We start from the raw sequence: 18,770 nt of genomic DNA, 5'->3' as shown, positions 1-18,770 counted from the left end.
GCCGACTACGCAGCCGGCGCCCGATCCGCCCCCCATGGGGGTGCAAAGGCCCGCCTAGGGGTAATCCATAGGTGGGCGCCGGGCCCTGCCAGATCCCCGGAAAGCCGCTCCACACAAGGCTTTGCGGCCCATATCGCGGCTGCTATAGGGCCTATACCAGCACCCGCGTTTCCCATTGCCGGGCCGTTTCTATACTTGCACCCAACCAAGCGGACGCCGGGCCCTGCGCCCCGGCTGCAAGCCGCACAGGACTAGCAAGACGTAACGACACGATAAGACAGGAGACACCATGTCAATCACAAAGCAAGGGATTCCGATCTACGCCGGCGCGGCCGACGACACGGAAGACAGCGTCTACCGCAAGGTCTCGTGGCGCCTGCTGCCGTTTCTCGGCGTGCTGTGGGTGCTGGCGTGGCTGGACCGCGTGAACATCGGCTTTGCCAAGCTGCAGATGCTCGACGCGCTGCAGTTCAGCGAAGCGGTGTACGGGCTGGGCGCGGGCATCTTCTTCCTCGGCTACTTCTTCTTCGAAGTGCCGTCGAACATGCTGCTGCAGAAGATCGGCGCCAAGAAGACCATCATGCGCATCACGATCTGCTGGGGCGTGATCTGCATGCTGCAGACCTTTGTCACCACGCCCACGCAGTTCTACATCCTGCGCTTCCTGCTCGGTGCCTTCGAGGCGGGCTTCTATCCGGGCGTGATCCTGTACCTGACCTACTGGTACCCGACGCAGCGGCGCGCCCGGGCGTTCGGCACCTTCATGTCGGCATCGGCCATCGCCGGCGTGCTGGGCGGTCCCCTCGCCGGCTGGATCATGACCTCGATGGGCGGCGTGCAGGGCATGCACGGCTGGCAGTGGCTGTTTATCCTGGAAGGCATTCCGTCCGTGCTGGCCGGCATCTTTGCCTGGTTCTACATGACCGACAAGCCGGAGCAGGCGCGCTGGCTGAGCGAGAGCGAGAAGCGCGTCGTCCTCGAAACGCTCAAGCATGACAACGCCGCCATGGGCGAGCGCGGCCACGACTGGCGCAAGCTGTTCACCAACGGCAAGGTCTGGCTGCTGATCGCGATCTACTTCTGCCTGCTGTGCGCCAACTCCACGCTGACTTTCTGGATCCCGACCGTGATCAAGGACGTGGGCTTCAGCGGTCCGATGGCGGTGGGCTGGATCGCGGCGGTGGCGTACCTGTGCGGCGCGGCCGGCATGATCGCCAACGGCGCCCATTCGGACCGTCGCAACGAAGTGCGCTGGCACTTCAGCTGCGCGGCGCTGGTGGGTGGCGGTGCGATGGCGGTGCTGGCGGTGTTGCTCGGCGCGCAGGTGATGTCGCCCATGGTGGCACTGTTTGCGATGACGGCCGCGCTGGTCGGCACCATGAGCGCCATCCCGGTGTTCTGGCAGCTGCCCAACCGCTACCTGGCCGGCAGCGCCGCCGCGGTGGGCGTGGCGCTGATCAACTCCGTGGCGAACCTGGCCGGCTTTGGTGCGCCGTATGTGATGGGCCTGATCAAGAACACCACTGGCAAGCTCACCACCGGCCTGTATCTCGTCGCCGTGATCGAAGTGCTGGCCGCGCTGCTGGTGCTGGTCGGCATCCGCAAGCTGGGCAACAAGCGCGAGGCCTGACATGAGCCAGGACAACCACGACAGCCACGACAAATTCGATGCAAGCCGCCGGCGCTTCGCGCTGCAATCGATGACGCTTGGCGGCGGCGCGCTGCTCGCCGGTGCGAGCTGGGGCGCGACGCCTGAAGCGACATCGCCGGCCGTGCCCAACCAGGCCACCGGCCCGGTGCAGCAAGGTGGCCTGGGCCCGCGCCTGACCATGCACGCGCTCGACACCTGGCACGGCACGCCCGCCGCCGGCATGCGCGTGGACCTGTTCCGCATCGACAACGGCCAGCCGCGCCTGATGCAGACCGTCACGCTCGCCGCCAATGGCCGTAGCGAACCGCCGCTGCTGATCGGCGACAGCTACCGCACCGGCACCTACGAACTGCTTCTGCACGTGGACGAGTACTTCGCCGCGCGCAAGGCCAGCCTGCCGCAGCCGCTGTTCCTGTCGAAGATCCCGCTGCGGCTGCGCGTGACCGATGCCAGCCAGCGCATCCACCTGCCCGTGCTGGTCGGGCCGTGGAGCTACAACTACTACCGCGGCAGCTGAAGCCGCGCACCTATCCGGAGGCATCGCATCATGGCAGGCATCAGCACGCATGTTCTCGACGTATCGCTGGGCAAGCCCATCGCCGGCATGCAGGTCGAGTTGTTCGACATGGGCACGCAGCCGCCGCGGCTGATCGCCCGCACCCGCACCAACCAGGACGGACGCACCGACGCGCAGATGCTGCCCGCGGCACAGGCGCGTACCGGCGAGTTCGAACTGCGCTTCTGGGTTGCGGACTATTTCAGGACACCGGACGTGTTCGCCGATATCGTTCCGGTGCGCTTCACCATTGCCGATGCCGCGCAGCACTACCACGTGCCACTGCTGTGCTCGCCGTGGAGCTTCGGGACATATCGGGGCAGCTGATGCGGTGGGGTTCTGTCGCCGTCCCACCTCGGCGCAGGCCTCGAAATCAAGACGGCGCTCCCTCGTATTCCTCGATCAACCAAAAAAACGGTGCGCCGCGACAGGGGAAATATAGGCGCGCCAGGCCGCGGTGCCAGAGCACAGTCCTCTGGGTTGCGCCTGGATACAGTCTGCCGCCTCCGTGTCGCCGGCCTGGTTGTGCCGCATTCCGGCGATGAACTGTACTCCGGAATCTGCCGCCTCTTTGTGCGCCTCGGTTACCGCTGGCCGCGCCTATTCTGGCCAGGTTGCATCAAGGGCTGGCCCGGCCCGATCCCTGCCGGGCAGCCCATGCGCCTACCAGAGGAAACCGCCATGAGTTCGCCCGCGCCAGAAAAAGGCCAGATCGCCCCCCTCGACCGATTGCTTTCCCTTTCCTGCGCCGTGCTGACGGTAAGCGACCATCGCACGCCCGCGACCGATACCTCCGGCGACCTGCTCGTCCGCCACCTCGAAGCAGCGGGACACCGCTGCATTCGCCGCGACATGTCGGTGGACAACGTCTACGCCATCCGCCGCATCCTGAGCGACTGGATCGTGGCCGGCGACGTAAAGGTGATCCTGACCAATGGCGGCACCGGCTTCAAGCCGGGCAACTCGGTGCCCGATGCGGTAGTGCCGCTGCTCGATCGCGAGATCGACGGCTTCGGCGAGCTGTTCCGCATGGTTTCCTACCGGGAAATCGGCAGTGCGGCCATGCAGTCACGCGCCTTGGCCGGCGTCGCCAACAGCCGCATCATCTTCTGCCTGCCGGGATCCGAGGGCTCCTGCAACCTTGGCTGGGAACACCTGATCCGGCCGCAACTGGATAGCCGCACCCGCCCGTGCAACTTCGCTACCGCATTCCGGCAGGGGGCCACGACATGCTGAGCTTCGATGCAGCACAAAGCCTGTTTGCCGGCAGCGTCGTGCCTGTCGCCGACACCGAGCCGGTCTGGCTGGGGCTGGCATCGGGCCGGGTGCTGGCGCGCGATGTGCCGGCACGGCTCGACGTCCCTGCCGCCGACAAGAGCGCCATGGACGGCTATGCCATCCGCATGGCCGACTGGCGTCGGGGGCAAAGCTTCCCGGTCCAGCAAGTCTGCTACGCAGGCAGCTGCCCGGAACCACTGGCAGCCGGACATGCCATCCGCCTCTTCACCGGATCGCTGGTTCCGCAAGGCGCCGACACGGTGATTGCCGACGAGCATGCCGTGCTGTCCGAGGACAAGGTGTCGTTCCTTCGCGCGCCGGTAGCGGGGCGCAACATCCGCCGCCAGGGGGAGGACGCACGGGCCGGCGGCCCGTTGCTCAGCGCAGGCACGCTGCTCCGCCCCGGGCATATTGCCGCGCTTGCGTCCCAGGGCGTGACCACCATCCCGGCCGTGAGGCTGGTCGAGGTCGCGCTGCTGATCTCGGGCGACGAAGTCGCGGCGCATGACGAGCCGCTGGGCCGCCACCAGATCCACGATATCAACGGGCCCATGCTTGAATCGCTGGTGGAGTCGCTTGGCGCCATCGTGGTCACGCGCAAGTACATCAGGGACGAGGAGCGGGCGGTCCACCAGTCGCTGCTTGAACTGGTGGACGACGCCGACATCGTGCTGCTGACCGGCGGCGCCTCGGGCGGCGTCAGGGACCTGGCGGCGCCGGCGCTGGTGTCGGCGGGCGGCGAACTGCTGTTCCACCAGGTCAACATGAAGCCGGGCAAGCCGGTCGCGGTGGGGCGGCTGCGCGCAAAGCCGGTGGTCTGCCTGCCGGGCAATCCGGCTGCGGCCTACACCACCTTTGCGCTGCTGGTGACACCGATGCTGCGCAAGCTCCAGGGGCGGGCGCAGATCTATCCTGCGGTCAGCCACGTCCGCGTCGACCTCGGCAAGCGTGAGAAGGGCCAGCGCGATGAGTTCTGGCGGGCTACCAGGGTCGCGCGCCAGGTCGGCTACGACAGGGCGCAGGTCCACAGCCAGCAGGGTGCTGCGTCGGTTTCCGCACTAGGCGATGCCGCCGGCTTTATCCGCGTTTCGCCGCAGGCGGATATCGCCGCCTACGATCTCGTGCCGTACTACGACCTGCGTTGCTGGCTGGCCTAGCACGCGGTTCCACGCCGCCCGGCTCAGGCCGCCGAGCGCTTGCCGTGGCGATGCCGCCAGCGCGACGGCGTATCGCCCGCGAAGCGCTTGAACACGCTGGCGAAATGCGCCTGCGTCTGGAAACCGACGTCCATGGCGACGTGCACGATCGGATGATCGGTCGAGGCCAGCAGGTCCTGGGCGCGTTCGATGCGCCGGCGCAGCAGGTAGTCGTGCGGACGCTGCCCGGTCGTGGCCTTGAACTGCGCGGCAAAATGCATGCGCGTGAGGCCGGCGGCTTCGGCCAGGTTCGCCAGCCTGATGGCGTCGGCCAGATTTGCCTCGATGTACTCGGTCGCCTTGCGCAGGCGCCACGCGGCCAGCGGTGCTGTGGCCGGCGCGCCGCGCCGCGAAGGCGGTGCAGTGTGGCCTTCCTGCTCCGGCCGCTGCGCGACGGCTGCCGCTTCGAAGGTTGTCGTGCTCATCGCGCCATTCCTTACTATGATACAGACCTGTCTCATTTGTAATGGATACAGATCTGTCTGTCAAGGTGAAATCCAATCAGCAGTTATCCCATTCCTCAGCCACTTCTCAGTTTCCTGTCCTATAATCATTGACAACGCAACGATTGACCGAGCAACAAAATGACACCACAGCCACAAAGCGACCACGCCAACGGCCAGGTCCTGCCATTCCGGGAGTCCTTGCTGGCCATGCTGGGCGTGGCTTTCGTGGTGATGCTGGTGGCGCTGGACCAGACCGTGGTCGGCACGGCGCTGCCGACGGTGGTCGCGGAGTTGCAGGGCTTCGAGTACTACGCGTGGGTGGCCACGGCCTACCTGCTGACCTCGGTGATCACCGTGCCGATCTTCGGGCGGCTGGGGGACTATTACGGGCGCAAGCCGTTCGTGCTGGCGTCGATCGTGGTGTTCTCGGTGGCCTCGGCGCTGTGCGGCATGGCGCCGAGCATGCCGTTCCTCGTGCTGGCGCGCGCGCTGCAGGGCATCGGTGGCGGCATGCTGGTCGGTACGGCCTTTGCCTGTATCGCCGACCTGTTCCCGGATTCGCATGTGCGGCTGCGCTGGCAGGTGATGCTGAGCGCGGCGTTCGGCATTGCCAATGCCGTCGGTCCTTCGCTGGGCGGGGTGCTGACGGAGTGGTATGGCTGGCGCGCGGTGTTCTACGTCAACCTGCCGGTGGGCGTGCTGGGGCTGTGGTTCGCGTGGCGCTACCTGCCGCACCTGCGCCAGCAGGTGCACAGCGGACCGATCCGGGTGGACTGGCTGGGCGCCTTGCTGATTGCGGCGGGGCTGGGCTGCATGCAGCTGAGCGTGGAACTGCTGCCGGAGCGCGGCTTCGATGCATATACCGGCGGCCTGCTGGTGCTCGCCGTGGCTGTGCTGGTGGCGCTGTGGCACTGGGAGAAGCGCTGCGCCAACCCGATCCTGCCGGTGGAGATGTTCCGCAACCCGGGGCTGGCGCCGCTGTTCCAGTTGTCGGTGTTCGCGGGCTTCACCATGTTCGCGCTGCTGCTCTACGCGCCGCTGCTGTTCCAGGGTGGCTTCGGCTATTCGCCCAAGGAGGCGGGCCTGCTGATTACGCCGCTGGTGGTCTGCATCACCGTCGGCAGCATCGTCAACGGCCGCATCGTCACGCGTATCCGCCACCCCAATGCCATGCTCTATGCCGGCTTCGGCATGCTGGCCGTGGCGTGCCTGGGGCTGTCGCAGGCCACGCGCGGCATGCCCCACGGGCTGCTGATGGCGATCATGCTGGTGGGCGGGCTGGGGCTGGGTTTTATCATGCCGAACCTGACCGTGTTTGCGCAGCAGACCGCGGGGCGCGAGCATCTTGGCATCGCCACCGCCATGCTGCAGTCCCTGCGCATGGTGGGCGGCATGGTGGGCACGGCGATCGTGGGCACGCTGGTCACGCGCAGCTACACCGGTGGCGTCGACCATGCGCTGGCGGCGGCCAATGCGAGTCAGTGGGCGGCGCGCATGGCCGACCCGCAGGTGCTGATCGACAAGGCCTCGCAGGCGGTGCTGCTCGGCCAGCTCGGCCAGGCCGGGCACAATGGCGCGCTGCTGCTGGAGCAGGCGCGCGTGTCGCTGGTCAGCGCCATCCACCTGGGCCTGCTTGCCGCCGCGGCCGCGGCGGCGTTCGGGGTCTGGCGCGCGCGCCAGGTGCCGCCGGTGACGCTGGCGCGCACCGCGGCACCGGCGATGGCGGCAGACTAAGATACGGGCCAGCAACGGGGCCAGCAACGGGGCCTGCAATGCACCCCTGAGGAGAACGGATGGAACTGGAGCGACAAAGCGTGGCCGTACTGCAGCAGTTCGGGCGCACCTACCGCGCCTACGCGGCGGCGTTCGAGCAGCGCATGGGCCTGCCGCTGGCGCGCTGGCGCGTCTTGCATGCGCTGCATCTGCAGGACGATGCGATCGCGCAGAAAGCGCTGGCCGACCGCGTTGGCATGGATCCGGGTGCGTTGACGCGCCAGCTCAAGGCCATGCAGGAACTCGGCTGGGTGGAGCGCTCCACCTCCGAGCGCGACAACCGCGTGACGCATGTCACGTTGTCACGGGAAGGGCAGCAGATGGTGTCGCAGATGATGCCCGTGCGCTCGGCCTTCCTCGAAGACGTACTGGCCGAGGTCACGCCTGCCACCATGCAGGAGCTGTCGCACGGCCTGGCGCAACTGGAAGCCGGCATCGCATACGCGCAGGCACGCGCGGCGGAAGCGGTCGACGCAGCCTGAAGCATCGCCAACGGCGCCGCGCAGGTTCAGGAGGCCGTCAGCAGCATGCCCTTGAGCGCGGCGAACTCGAACAGCTCGCGGTCATTGGTGACGCCGAGCTTGTGCATGGCGCAATTCTTCTGCCGGCTGATGGTCTTGACGCTGCGGCACAGCAGGTTGGCGATCTCGCTGACCGAGCGGCCGGCCAAATACAGCCGCAACACTTCCATCTCGCGCGCGGAGAGGCGGTCGGCGCCGGCCTGGCCTGGCGCGACCGGATTGCCCGGATCGGCTTGTGACAGGACCTCCATGGCCGACTTGCCGATGTAGTGGAAGCCGCGCTGGATGCGGTACACCACGGTAACCAGTTCCGACAGCGGTGAATCCTTCAGCAGCAGGCCATGCACATGGGTGTCGAGGATGGCGCGCAGCACCAGCGGGTTGGTGATCATGGTCAGCACGATCACGGCGAGCGAAGGATGGCGCCGCCGCAGGCTGGCCAGCAGGCGCAGCCCGTCGCTGTTGCCCTCTTCCTGCGCGGGCATGTGGTAGTCGGTGATCACGACATCGGGACGCAGCACCTCGACACTGTTCAGCAGCGCTGCCGCGCTGGTCACTCTGCCGCAGACTTCCCAGCCGGTCTGGGTACGCAAGCGGTCGGCAACGGCCGCGCTTACCACCGGATGGTCGTCGGCAAGCAGGATCCTCAATGCCATCGGGTTGCTCCTCGGTTCTTGTTTGCGGCGGCGCCGGCGACCGCGCCGGCCTCAAGAAAACGCCGCACGTCTCCAGACGTGCGGCGCAAGAACGACGCCAGACAAAACGGCGCCAGACAACTGCGTGCATTGCCGCAGGACCTGGCCAAACGGGAGACGGCCGGAGTGCGCCAATGCCAGGGCAGGATACCGGCCGCGCTTGCGGGCGAAGCTAGGATGATTCGCAAACCGCGCCGGGGACGGGGCGCGAGGCATGCGGCGCCGGACAAAACTCGAGCGAGTGTAGTGCAGGCCCGGGATTCGGGAAAATGTCTAAGGACTGCAATAAACGGCCGGCGCGCAGGCGCGTCCGGCCGCTGGAAGTCAGGCCAGCGCAGGCTCGGCCTGCGCGGCCGGGCGGCCCTTGCGGCGGCCGTCGATGGCCTTGAGCGGATCGCGCAGCACGGCACTGCCCACGTCCATGATGTCGCGCAGCACGCCTTTGTCGCGGCCACGTTCGGGCGACCAGAAATGCAGCGCGGCCCATTCCGGGAAGCTGCTCGGCGGCGCCAGCAGGCGCGTCTTGCGCTCGCGCGTGACCAGCGGCACGTTGAAGTCCAGCACCGGACAGATGCCGCCGGCCGCATGCAGCAACGTGATCTGCGTATGCCAGGACGGCACCACGGTCTCGCGGTGCCCGGGCGTGCTGGCCTGCCGGCTCAGGAAGGCACGCAGCGGGCTGCCAGCCTCGCAATCCTCCTGCAGCAGGATCCAGTCGCTTTCACTGTCGTCATAGCTGCCTTCGCGCGTGGCGCTGACCAGCCGGCGCGGCGTGGCCATGATGTTTTGTTGCCGCACATGTTCGGGGACGTGCCCGCCGTCGACGACGAAGGCGCAGTCCAGTTCGCCGGCATCGAGGTGGCCTGCGAGCGCGGCATCGGCAATCACCGGGCGGGTGATAAAGCTGTCATGCGGGAACTGCTCGCACAGCGCGGTCAGGATCTCGGTGATGACGGGGTCTCCGATCGATGACGAAAACCCGATGGAAACGCGCCTGCCGCCTTCTTGCCGCCTGCTCAGGCCCGACTCGCCGGGCCGCACCAGCTGGTTCCATTTGGCCAGGATCTGGCGCGCGGTCTGCTCCAGGCGCAGCGCATGCGGGGTGGGCTCGAGCATGCCGTTGCGCTTGACGAACAAGGGATCGCCGGTGATTTCGCGCAGGCGCGCGAGGCTGTAGGCGACCGTGGGGACGCGTCCCTGCGTGCAGGCTGCGACGGCGTTGAGGTCGCGGTACTCCATGACAAGGACAAAGACGTGCAACAACTTCGTGCTGACATGACGCATTCCGACTTCTCCCGATTCATGACTTTGTTTTGGTTTTTAGTTTGTCTGATGCGTACGGTGCTGCGCGACTAAGGAGCGCAGTAGCGGCGCCGAAGCCCGGTCAGGCGCAGGGGCGACTGTCCCGGCTTCTGGTGTGCGCGGCTGGCATGAAGTGCCGATGCGGCAATGTCGCCGGGTGAGCGCGGTCCAGGCAGGATGCGGTGCAAAAGCATGACACGACTCCTAGATGTCTGACTTGCGTGTCGACAAATGGCGCAGTGACTCTTCGATCCTTCAGGCCTGGTGCTTGCCGGCAGCGTGAGGGCGCGCACCTGGGCGGGGTAGGGCCTGGTGCGGGCTGCCGGGCCGCCATCTCTGCATGCGCTGCGTGGCGCATCGCGATTGGCGTGCCAAATTTAGTTGATGCCGAGGAAGCTTAATACACGCATGGCAAAAGTCATAGAAACTTGATTTGATGACAGTGTTCTAATTTCGTTTTTTTCGGCTTTGTCTGAACATCCGGACATGGCGGGAAATGCGGAAAAATAGCGGATAGAACGGGCCCTGGCGCCGTCGCGGTGCAACCGTCCTTGCCGGGCGTAACACCGGTGAAACAGAGTGCGCTCCAATTTGGCATAACAAAATTTGCGCGGGAAGATGCCGATGCCAGCGCAATGGCGCAGGCCCGCAGGCCTGGCGACGGATTGAATGACCAGCTGGAATCTCTTTCCTGATCTCTTGCCTGTGCCAAGTCAACCTGGTGTGGGAATCACCCGGCTCCGTCGCATGACGATCACTGCCGGGCACCGATGCCTGCATCCCCGGCCGAGAAAATTTTCTTAACTCGGCCCGCGAAGACACTGAATTGCTTTTTGCCGCGGGCGTGGGCTAACGTACCGCCAGAGTCGGCACGGTTGGTGGCGCGGCTGGTGGCGCTCGTGGCGCCGCGCATGGCGCCGTGCGAAGCGGAGAAATTCGTGAACAGACGGTATTCAGAAGAACAGATCCGCAGCTACCTGGCCGAGGCGGCCAGCGGCGTGCCGGTGCGTGAGCTGTGCGCGCGCTACGGCTTCAGCGATGCCTCGTTCTACGGATGGCGCGCCCGCTACGGCCAGCCAAGCCAGGGCGATGCGCGCGACGGGCGCAAGCTGCGCGAGCTGCAGGAAGAGAATGCCCGGCTCAAGAGTATGCTTGCGGACGCGCTGCTCAAGCTCGAGCTGCTGCGTAACCGTACCGGCCGCCGCAACGGCAACAGCAAGGATCGCTAGCGGCGGACGGTTTCCGCAACGCACCGTGCCGCGACCCGTGCATCCCCCATGCACCGCGCACGGCTCTGGAGTATTGGTTTGACGAAGTTCCTGTTCAAGGCGGGCGTGCTGGCATGCGCCGCGATGGTGGCCGTTCCGGTGCTGGCGGCAAGTGATACGAAAACGGGTACTGCAACCGGCGCGGCAGGCAATGCCGCTGCCGCCGGCACGCCGATGGTGGCACCGCCCCCGCCACGGATGCTGGATGAAGGCACCGCCGTGGTGGAAGGCACCGACGGCACGTTGTCCGCATCGCAGCGCCAGCATTGCCAATCATTGCTGGACAAGATCAACGCTCTGCCCGCGGGGCCGCAGTGGTCCGAGGGTAAATCGTCGGTGACCACCGCCGACGGGCGCAAATACCCTGCGCTGGAGCGGCAGGCCGACCGCAAGCGTCTGGAGGAAGCCTATCGGCAGGAGTGCACGCAGCAACGTCGCTGAGTGCGCAACCCGGGCAGCACGCTCTCACCAGGCCCCTGCGCAGATCCTGGAGAGCGAACATGCAACGTTTCAAACACCTCTTCGCATGGTGCCTCGCGCTGATGGTGCTGGCGCCGGCGGGCATCGCGCAGGCGCAGTCCACGCTGAGCAATGCTCAGCTCGACCAGCTGACCGCACCGGTCGCGCTGTACCCGGATGCGCTGCTGTCGCAGGTGCTGATGGCGGCCACTTATCCGGCCGACGTCGCGGCCGCGGCGCAATGGTCCAGGTCCAACCCCAGCCTGTCGGGCGATGCCGCGACCAAAGCGGTCAGCAACGAGTCGTGGGATCCGAGCGTGCAGTCATTGGCGGCCTCTGGGGCCCTTCACCGCCGCGCGCGTCAAGTCCATCCGCAGCTTTGCCCCCGATGGCTGGGGGCGCGTGGCGGAGCGCTGAGCCGCAGCGCGCCGGCTGGCCGTTTTCAGGCCAGCCCAGCCCGGGCTCGATGCCGCAAGCGGTGCTGAACTCGATCGCAACGGTGGCGTCCCGCGGCTTGGCCGGGGCCGGCTCCAAGTCCGCATAGACCGCTGCCAGCCCGTCCCGGTCGACGTCAACGCAATCTATCTGACTGCGATCTGCATTCTTTCGTGTCCATCATTTATGTTTTCGCCATTTTTGACGAATGCGGAATTCCCGCGGCGCTGCGAGGCGTGGGCCAGGCCGTGACCCATAACCTACATGCGCGGAGTGCGCCTCGACCCGCTTGCCGAGTGTGGTATGCTGCAACGCAACAATAAAGGCACTAGGGGGAGATTCCGTCATACGACCAGGAGTCCTCATGACCAAAAGCCTCGCCCATGACTGGCATGCACGAATCCGGCGACTGAGCCGGGTGCAGGCCCGCACGGAAGCCCAGGTGAAGTCCTGGCTGGAACGCATGGATTCGCTGAATCCGCTGACGCCGGCGCGCCCGGCTGACAAGCCCGGCAAGCGCCGGCGTGCCAGGCCAGCGCCCGAGCCCGGCCAGCTGCCCGGCACCTGGCAAGCGCACCGCCTGCGCCTGGCGCCGCTGCCGGGCGAGCTGGTGCCGCAGCTGTCTTACCATCTCTATATCCCGTCCAAGGCACATCGCGGCCCATTGCCCGTGGTGGTGGTGCTGCACGGCTGTCGCCAGACGCCGGACGACCTGTCCGCGGGTACCCGCATGAATGAACTGGCCGAGCGCGAGGGCTTTATCGTTGCCTATCCGCAACAGCCGCTGCGCCGTCAGGTGCAGCGCTGCTGGCAATGGTTCGACCTGGGCGCGGCCGAAGGCGGGCGCGAAGCGCAGGCGGTGGCGGCGCTGCTCGACGCGCTGGCGGCCCGCCACGAGGTGCGCGAGCGCGAGATCTACCTGGCTGGCATGTCGGCCGGCGCGGCTATGGCCGCCGTGGTGGCGCTGCGCTACCCAGGCAAGGTCGCCGCCGCGGCGCTGCACTCCGGTGTGGTCATCGGTGCGGCCGATACGCCGCGCGCGGGCCTGCGGGCGATGCAGCACGGCTCGGCGGCCGACCCGTCATGGCTGCTGGATGCCGCGGGGGTGACGCCCGGCGGTCCCGAGATGCCGGCCCTGGTGCTGCACGGCCTGGCCGACGACGCGGTGCATCCGGTCAACGGCCGCCTGCTCGCGCGCCAGTTCCTGGCCTACAACGGGCTGGAGGACCGGCTCGCCGGTGTGCCGGACAAGCCACAGGAGGGCGCGGGCGAGCGCCCGGGCCGCTCGCATGAATACCGCTTTGGCCGCTGGAGCCGCGACCTGGTGACGCTGGTGGAAGTGGAAGGCCTGGGCCACGCCTGGAGCGGCGGCGATGCCAGCTATGGCTACCACAGCGAAATCGGCCCCGATGCCAGCGCGATGATGTGGCGGTTCTTCCGCCAGCACCGGCGCTGAGCCGGGGCGTGATTACGCACAAGCTCACACAAAAGCAGCGCATGAAAAAGGGAGGGCATCGGGCCCGCCCTTGTCTTTTAGGCCGATGCGGCCGTCAGCCGCGCGAGCGGTCCTTGACGAACAGCGCCGTCACCATGCCGAGCACGCACAACGCCACCACATAGTGCGCCGGCGCCAGCCGGTCGTGCTTGAGCATCAGCGTGACCACCATCGGCGTCAGGCCGCCGAAGATCGCGTACGACACGTTGTACGAGAACGACAGCCCCGAGAAGCGCACCTGCGCCGGGAATGCATTGACCAGCACAAACGGCACCGCGCCGATGGTGCCGACCAGGAAGCCTGCCAGCGCGTACAGCGGTAGCAGCAGGTCGGGGCGGGTGAAGATCGTGGTGTAGAAGGCATACGCGCAGATCGCCAGCAGCAGGCCGCCGAAGAACAGCGTGCGGCGTGGGCCGATGCGGTCGGCCAGCGCGCCGGACACGATGCAGCCGACGGTCAGGCACAGGGTGGCGACGCTGTTGGCCACCAGCGCGGTGCGCGCGTCAAAACCGTACAGCTTCTGCAGGAAGGTCGGCGTCATCAGGATCACCACCACGATGCCGGCAGACAGCATCCACGTCAGCAGCATCGACACCGCCACGCCGCGGCCGTGGTCGCGCACCACGGACTTCAGCGGCATCTCGGCCGCCAGCGCCTTGCGCTGCTTCAGCTCGGCAAACACCGGGGTCTCGTGCAGCCAGCGGCGCAGGTACACCGAGGCAATGCCGAACACGCCGCCGATCAGGAAGGGCACGCGCCAGCCGTAGTCGGCCAGCTCCGCCGGGGTGAACACGCTGTTGATGCCGGTGGCCACCAGCGAGCCCAGCAGGATGCCCGCGGTCAGCCCCGCGGTCAGCGTGCCACAGGCGTAGCCAACGTGGCGTGCCGGCACGTGCTCGGACACGAACACCCAGGCGCCCGGCACTTCGCCGCCGACGGCGGCGCCTTGCAGGATGCGCAGCACCAGCAGCAGCACCGGCGCGGCCAGTCCGATAGACTGGTAGGTCGGCATCAGGCCCATCAGCAGCGTCGGCACCGACATCAGCAGGATGGACAGCGTGAACATCTTCTTGCGGCCGAGCAGGTCGCCGAAGTGGGCCATGATGATGCCGCCCAGCGGCCGGGCCAGGTAGCCCGCGGCGAAAATGCCGAAGGTCTGCAGCTGGCGCAGCCAGTCCGGAACCGACGGCGGGAAGAATAATTGCCCGATGACCGTCGCAAAAAAGACGAAGATGATGAAGTCGTAGAACTCGAGCGCGCCGCCGAGGGCGGCGAGGGAAAGCGTCTTGTAATCCTGGCCGATCAGCGGGCGCGCGCTGGCACTGGTATGGGCCGGCGCGCCGACACCTGCGGCGGTACTGCTGGTGGTGGACATGAAGGGACTCGCATGGAAAAGATCGCATGCGAAGCGCGCAACACGGAGTACGTGGAGGGTGTGGCCGGAGGGTACAGCGCAGGTGAGGCAGGCACGGTGTGGCGGGTAAGCCGCAGGCTTGCGACGAAACGCTTCGCAAAGCCCGTAAAGATACCAGATCGGCCTGTCCCTCATTGTCCGAGTGGTTGAACAGACAATTTTGCTTTCTTTGCATTGTACGAATCCGTTGCGATAATGTCGGCAAAAAAGTGAAATCCGGGGCACAAACCGTCGTGCAGCACCGGTAAGCGGGGTCAGATCTTCTGGAACGTCATGGCTTTCAAGCAATCCATCCAGGCAGTGGCGGCGACGCCCCGTGGCCGTCTGGCTACCCGTGTCGTCGGCGGCGTGGTGGCCGCGCTCGCGGTATTCGGGCTGGCCGGCTATTTCGGCGGACCGCCGCTGCTCAAGTACCTGATCGAAAAGAACGCGACCGAGGCGCTCGGGCGCAAGGTCACGCTGGGCAAGGCACATGTGCGCCCGTTCGAACTGGCGGCCACGCTCACTGACCTGACCATCTACGAGCGCGACGGCAAGACCCCCGCGCTGACGCTGGGCGAGGCCGAGGCCAATACCTCGCTGGCGTCGATATGGCACCTGGCGCCGGTGGTCGACAACCTGCATATCGACCGGCTCGCCGTGCGCGTGGCGCGCGGCGCCGACGGCCGCGTGAGCTTTGCCGATGTCCAGGACAAGCTCGCGGCCCAGCCGCCCAAGCCGGCCGATGCCAAGCCCGCGCGCTTCTCGGTCAACAACATTGCCGTGACCGGCAGCAGCTTCAGCTATGACGACAAGCAGCTCGATACCAGTCTGCGCGTCGACCACCTGACGCTGACGCTGCCGTTCCTGTCCAACCTGCCGCACGACGTGGAGATCGTGACCCGGCCCACGCTGAGCGCGCAGGTCAACGGCACGCCGCTGGCGCTCGACGGCGAGGTGCTGCCCTTTGCCGATTCGCGCCAGACGCGGCTGAACGTCAACCTCGACGGGCTCGACCTGACGCGCTTCATGGCGTTCGCGCCGCCGCTGCGCGATGCCGAGGTCAAGGCCGGCAAGCTCGATACGCGCCTGACGGTGACGTTCCGCCAGCAGAAGGACACGCAGGAAATGCTGCTGATGGGCACGGCCACGCTGCGCGATGCCGATATCCGCACGCGCGCGGGCCAGCCATTGATCAAGACCAGCCGCCTGGCTGTCGACATCGGCAAGCTCGAGCCGCTGGCGCACCGCGCGCAACTGCGCAGCGTGGAGATCGAGGGCCTGGGCGTGGAGGCCGCGCGGCGCGCGGACGGCACGCTGAACCTGGCGACTGCGTTCCTGCCGCAGGCGGTGAGCAAGTCGACCGATGGCGTGGCGCCGGCCCCGGCATCCGCGCCCGCCGCGGCGTCGGGCGTGCAAGCGCAGCCCGCCACACCGGCCGCGACGGCGAAGAAAGACGAGCCATGGCGCTACGCGGTCGACCGCATCGTCGTGAAGCAGGCGAAGCTGGGGTTTGAAGACGCGCTGGCACCATCCGGCCCCGGCAAGCTGGCGCTGGGCCCGCTCGATGCCGAGGTCAAGGGCTTTGCCGGCACCGAGGGCGACAAGCCCGCCCGCATCGAAGCCACGCTCACCGTGGCCGACGGCCAGACCCTGCACCATACCGGCGACCTGCTGCTGCGCGACGGCACGCTGGCGGGCACGCTCGAAACCACTGGCCTGCGCCCGCAGGGCTTTGCCGCGTGGTGGCCGCGCGAACTGCGCAGCCAGTTCGGCGAGTCCGCGGTCAATGCCGAGCTGCACTACCGCATGGCCTGGGCCACGCCGCAATTCCAGTTCGTGCTGGAAAAGTCGCGGCTGGAGCTGGCGCCGCTCTATGTCGCCACGCGCGAGCCGGTGACGATGCCGGTCTCGGCGGCAGCGCGCATGGGCAGCGACACGCGGGCGCAGCCCGCCGCCAACGGTGACGCCACCCCGCGCGCCAGCCGCCGCGCGCGCGAGCGCGCCGCTGCCGACCGCGAGGGCGCCAACCTGCCGCTGCTGCGCGCGGAAAAGCTGGTGCTGGAAGATATCCAGTTCGACCTCGCCAAGCAGACCTTCGCCACCAGCCAGGTCACGCTGGCACAGCCGCAGATCTCCGCCACGCGCGACCACCGCGGCCAACTGCTCGAGATGGCGCGGCTGTGGGCCAGCGAATCGGCACAGCAGGCGCGTAGCGCGCCGCGCCGCACAGCCGCCAATGGCACCCCCGCCACCAACGGCACCACCAACGGCGCGCCTGCCGCGGGCGTGTGGAAGGCCAACATCGGCAAGGTCACCGTTGACGGTGGCAGCGCGCGCCTGGCGGACTACCAGCCCGCCGAGGCCAACCGCGGCCGCCCGGTGATCCACGAGTTCCGCAATATCGCGCTCGCCACCGGCGCCATCGCCTGGCCGCTGACGCCGGCGGCGGTGCCAGTCAAGCTGCATGCGGAGTCAGGCCGGCGCGGCGTGATCGGCGTGGACGGCTCGGTGCTGCCGACCGTCCCGGCCAGCCGCCTGCAACTGGACCTGCGCGAGGTGGAAATGCGCCCGCTGCAGCCCTATTTGGCCGACCGCTTCAACGCCGCGCTGCGCAGCGGCACGCTGACGGTCAAGGGCAAGCTCAACGTCGACGCGCCCACCGGCAAGCCCATCGCGGCGCAATTCGCCGGCAACGTGCTGTCCGGCAACGTGCGCACGGTCGACCGCGTCAGCGGCGACGACTTCCTGCGCTGGCGTTCGCTGGCGGTCTCGGGCATCGACTTCGCGATGGACGAGAGCAAGGGGCCGATGCGCGTGAGCCTGGGCAACATCGCGCTGTCCGATTTTTATGCGCGCGTGATCCTGAACGCCAACGGCCGCCTGAACCTGCAGGACGTAATGGCCGGTGGCGCGGCCAAGGGCGAGGCGGCGCCGTCCACCAGCCTCACGCAGGCCAATCCGGCGTCCGCGCCGGCGACGCCGCCGGTGCAGGCCGGCGGCACGCGCACCGCCCAGGTCGAGCAGAAGCCGGGCGGGCCCAAGCCGCAGGTGCGCATCGGCGGGGTGTCAGTCAGCCAGGGCAACATCAATTTCTCGGACTTCTTCGTCAAGCCCAACTACACCGCCAACCTGACCGGCATGAAGGGTTCGGTGTCCAAGGTGTCGTCGGGCGATCCCACGCCGGCCGACCTGGTGCTGGACGGCCGCATCGATGACGACGCCCCGGTCAATATCAACGGCAAGATCAACCCGCTCGGCGAGCAACTGTTCCTGGACATCGCCGCCAAGGCATCGGGCGTGGAGCTGACGCGGCTCACGCCCTACGCGGCCAAGTACGCCGGCTACCCGATCACCAAGGGCAAGCTGACCGTGGACGTGGCCTACAAGATCGAAAACGGCAAGCTCGATGCCAGCAACCACCTGTTCCTGGACCAGCTCACCTTCGGCGATCGCGTCGACAGCCCGGATGCGACCAAGCTGCCGGTGCTGCTGGCGGTGTCGCTGCTCAAGGACCGCAACGGCGTGATCGACGTGAACCTGCCGGTATCGGGTTCGTTGTCGGATCCGGAGTTCAGCATCGGCGGCGTGATCGTGCGCGTGATCGTCAACCTGCTGACCAAGGCGATCACCTCGCCGTTCTCGCTGATCGCGTCGGCATTCGGCGGCGGTGGCGGCGAAGAACTGGGCTATGTCGAATTCGCTCCCGGCACTTCGACCCTGACGCCGGCGGCCAGGGAGAAGATCGGCAAGCTCGGCCAGGCACTGAACGACCGCCCCGCGCTGCGGCTGGAGATCAGCGGCCGCATCGATCCGGCCACCGACGAGGCCGGCGCGCGCCGCGCCTGGCTGGATGCGCGCGTGACCGAGCAGAAGCGACGCGACCTGCGCGCCAGCGCCCAGTCCGGCGACGAAGCCGGCGACGGCGAGGCGGGCGAGCAGGGCGCCGAGGTCAAGGTGTCGAAGCAGGAGTACCCGAAGTACCTGGAAGAGGTCTACAAGCGCACCTCGATGAAGAAGCCGCGCAACTTCGTCGGCTTTACCAAGTCCTTGCCGCCCGAGGAAATGGAAAGGCTGCTGATGGCCAACGCCACGGTGACCGAGGCTGACCTGAAGCGCCTTGCCGAGCAGCGTGCGCTGGCAGTCAAGCAGGCGCTGGAGCGCGAGGGCAAGGTGCCGGAGAGCCGGCTGTTCCTGACGGCGCCGAAGCTCAGCGCCGAGGGCATCAAGGACAAGGGTGCGCCCAACCGGGTGGACTTCTCCATCCGCGGGTAGACGCGCGGGTAGACGTGTCGCAAAGCC

15 protein-coding genes and 1 pseudogene are annotated in these 18,770 nt (G+C 67.4%); 12 read left to right on the top strand and 4 right to left on the bottom strand.

Features of this window, described 5'->3' with window-relative positions; genetic code table 11:
• The first annotated feature begins 289 nt into the window (after nt 1-289).
• The 5 genes from ABNX08_RS29985 (at nt 290) to ABNX08_RS29965 (ending at nt 4,642) form a co-directional block, all read left to right on the top strand.
• Nucleotides 290-1,630, top strand: coding sequence for an MFS transporter (locus ABNX08_RS29985; protein ID WP_022539414.1), 1,341 nt, complete (start codon nt 290-292; stop codon nt 1,628-1,630).
• Between the two features lies 1 nt (nt 1,631).
• Nucleotides 1,632-2,168: a hydroxyisourate hydrolase gene (uraH, locus tag ABNX08_RS29980; RefSeq protein ID WP_022539413.1), complete on the top strand. Its 537-nt coding sequence runs from the start codon at nt 1,632-1,634 to the stop codon at nt 2,166-2,168.
• A gap of 30 nt (nt 2,169-2,198) precedes the next feature.
• Nucleotides 2,199-2,534 (top strand): hydroxyisourate hydrolase, encoded by a 336-nt coding sequence (gene uraH / locus ABNX08_RS29975; RefSeq protein ID WP_022539412.1) that lies wholly within the window; start codon nt 2,199-2,201, stop codon nt 2,532-2,534.
• A gap of 354 nt (nt 2,535-2,888) precedes the next feature.
• Nucleotides 2,889-3,443 carry a molybdenum cofactor biosynthesis protein B gene (gene moaB, locus ABNX08_RS29970; RefSeq protein WP_022539411.1) on the top strand — a complete coding sequence of 185 codons (555 nt, stop codon included), beginning with the start codon at nt 2,889-2,891 and terminating at the stop codon, nt 3,441-3,443.
• A complete protein-coding gene (locus tag ABNX08_RS29965) occupies nt 3,398-4,642 on the top strand; it encodes a molybdopterin molybdotransferase MoeA (RefSeq protein ID WP_349607492.1) in 1,245 nt (414 codons plus the stop codon). Before moaB ends, ABNX08_RS29965 begins: the two co-directional genes overlap by 46 nt.
• Before the next feature lie 23 nt (nt 4,643-4,665).
• On the opposite strand, the gene ABNX08_RS29960 is transcribed toward ABNX08_RS29965, so the two are convergent.
• Complete coding sequence (locus tag ABNX08_RS29960) at nt 4,666-5,106, bottom strand: helix-turn-helix domain-containing protein (protein WP_022539409.1); 441 nt, start codon at nt 5,104-5,106, stop codon at nt 4,666-4,668.
• 159 nt (nt 5,107-5,265) lie between these two features.
• Between ABNX08_RS29960 and ABNX08_RS29955 the strand changes: the two genes are divergently transcribed.
• Both ABNX08_RS29955 and ABNX08_RS29950 read left to right on the top strand, forming a co-directional pair.
• Nucleotides 5,266-6,861, top strand: a complete 1,596-nt coding sequence (locus ABNX08_RS29955; protein WP_349607490.1) for an MFS transporter — start codon at nt 5,266-5,268, stop codon at nt 6,859-6,861.
• A gap of 59 nt (nt 6,862-6,920) precedes the next feature.
• On the top strand, nt 6,921-7,382 hold the full coding sequence (locus ABNX08_RS29950; protein ID WP_022539407.1) for a MarR family winged helix-turn-helix transcriptional regulator: 462 nt from the start codon (nt 6,921-6,923) through the stop codon (nt 7,380-7,382).
• A 26-nt stretch (nt 7,383-7,408) separates the two neighbouring features.
• Here ABNX08_RS29950 and ABNX08_RS29945 read toward each other — a convergent pair whose 3' ends face one another.
• Nucleotides 7,409-8,077, bottom strand: a complete 669-nt coding sequence (locus ABNX08_RS29945) for a response regulator (protein WP_022539406.1) — start codon at nt 8,075-8,077, stop codon at nt 7,409-7,411.
• A gap of 363 nt (nt 8,078-8,440) precedes the next feature.
• Entirely contained in the window at nt 8,441-9,400 is a 960-nt protein-coding gene (locus tag ABNX08_RS29940; RefSeq protein ID WP_022539405.1) for a LysR family transcriptional regulator, read from the bottom strand.
• Nucleotides 9,401-10,356: 956 nt separating this feature from the next.
• On the opposite strand from ABNX08_RS29940, the gene ABNX08_RS29935 reads away from it, so the two are divergent.
• The 4 genes and pseudogenes from ABNX08_RS29935 (at nt 10,357) to ABNX08_RS29920 (ending at nt 13,036) form a co-directional block, all read left to right on the top strand.
• A complete protein-coding gene (locus ABNX08_RS29935; protein WP_022539404.1) occupies nt 10,357-10,647 on the top strand; it encodes an IS3 family transposase in 291 nt (96 codons plus the stop codon).
• Nucleotides 10,648-10,725: 78 nt separating this feature from the next.
• Nucleotides 10,726-11,127 (top strand): hypothetical protein, encoded by a 402-nt coding sequence (locus ABNX08_RS29930; protein ID WP_022539403.1) that lies wholly within the window; start codon nt 10,726-10,728, stop codon nt 11,125-11,127.
• 59 nt (nt 11,128-11,186) lie between these two features.
• Nucleotides 11,187-11,558: pseudogene (locus ABNX08_RS29925) on the top strand (DUF3300 domain-containing protein); the annotation flags it as partial.
• Between the two features lie 386 nt (nt 11,559-11,944).
• Nucleotides 11,945-13,036 (top strand): PHB depolymerase family esterase, encoded by a 1,092-nt coding sequence (locus ABNX08_RS29920; protein WP_022539401.1) that lies wholly within the window; start codon nt 11,945-11,947, stop codon nt 13,034-13,036.
• Nucleotides 13,037-13,130: 94 nt separating this feature from the next.
• Here the strand turns inward: ABNX08_RS29920 and ABNX08_RS29915 are convergent, their stop codons facing one another.
• Nucleotides 13,131-14,450: an MFS transporter gene (locus ABNX08_RS29915; RefSeq protein ID WP_022539400.1), complete on the bottom strand. Its 1,320-nt coding sequence runs from the start codon at nt 14,448-14,450 to the stop codon at nt 13,131-13,133.
• Between the two features lie 312 nt (nt 14,451-14,762).
• Between ABNX08_RS29915 and ABNX08_RS29910 the strand changes: the two genes are divergently transcribed.
• Nucleotides 14,763-18,743, top strand: a complete 3,981-nt coding sequence (locus ABNX08_RS29910) for a DUF748 domain-containing protein (RefSeq protein WP_022539399.1) — start codon at nt 14,763-14,765, stop codon at nt 18,741-18,743.
• Nucleotides 18,744-18,770: the final 27 nt, after the last annotated feature.

It is taken from the genome of Cupriavidus sp. DF5525 (assembly GCF_040149425.2).
In the GTDB taxonomy this organism is placed as follows: domain Bacteria; phylum Pseudomonadota; class Gammaproteobacteria; order Burkholderiales; family Burkholderiaceae; genus Cupriavidus; species Cupriavidus pickettii_A.
The sequence above is the reverse complement of the archived record's forward strand: the minus strand, read 5'-3'. Positions and strand labels throughout refer to the sequence as shown.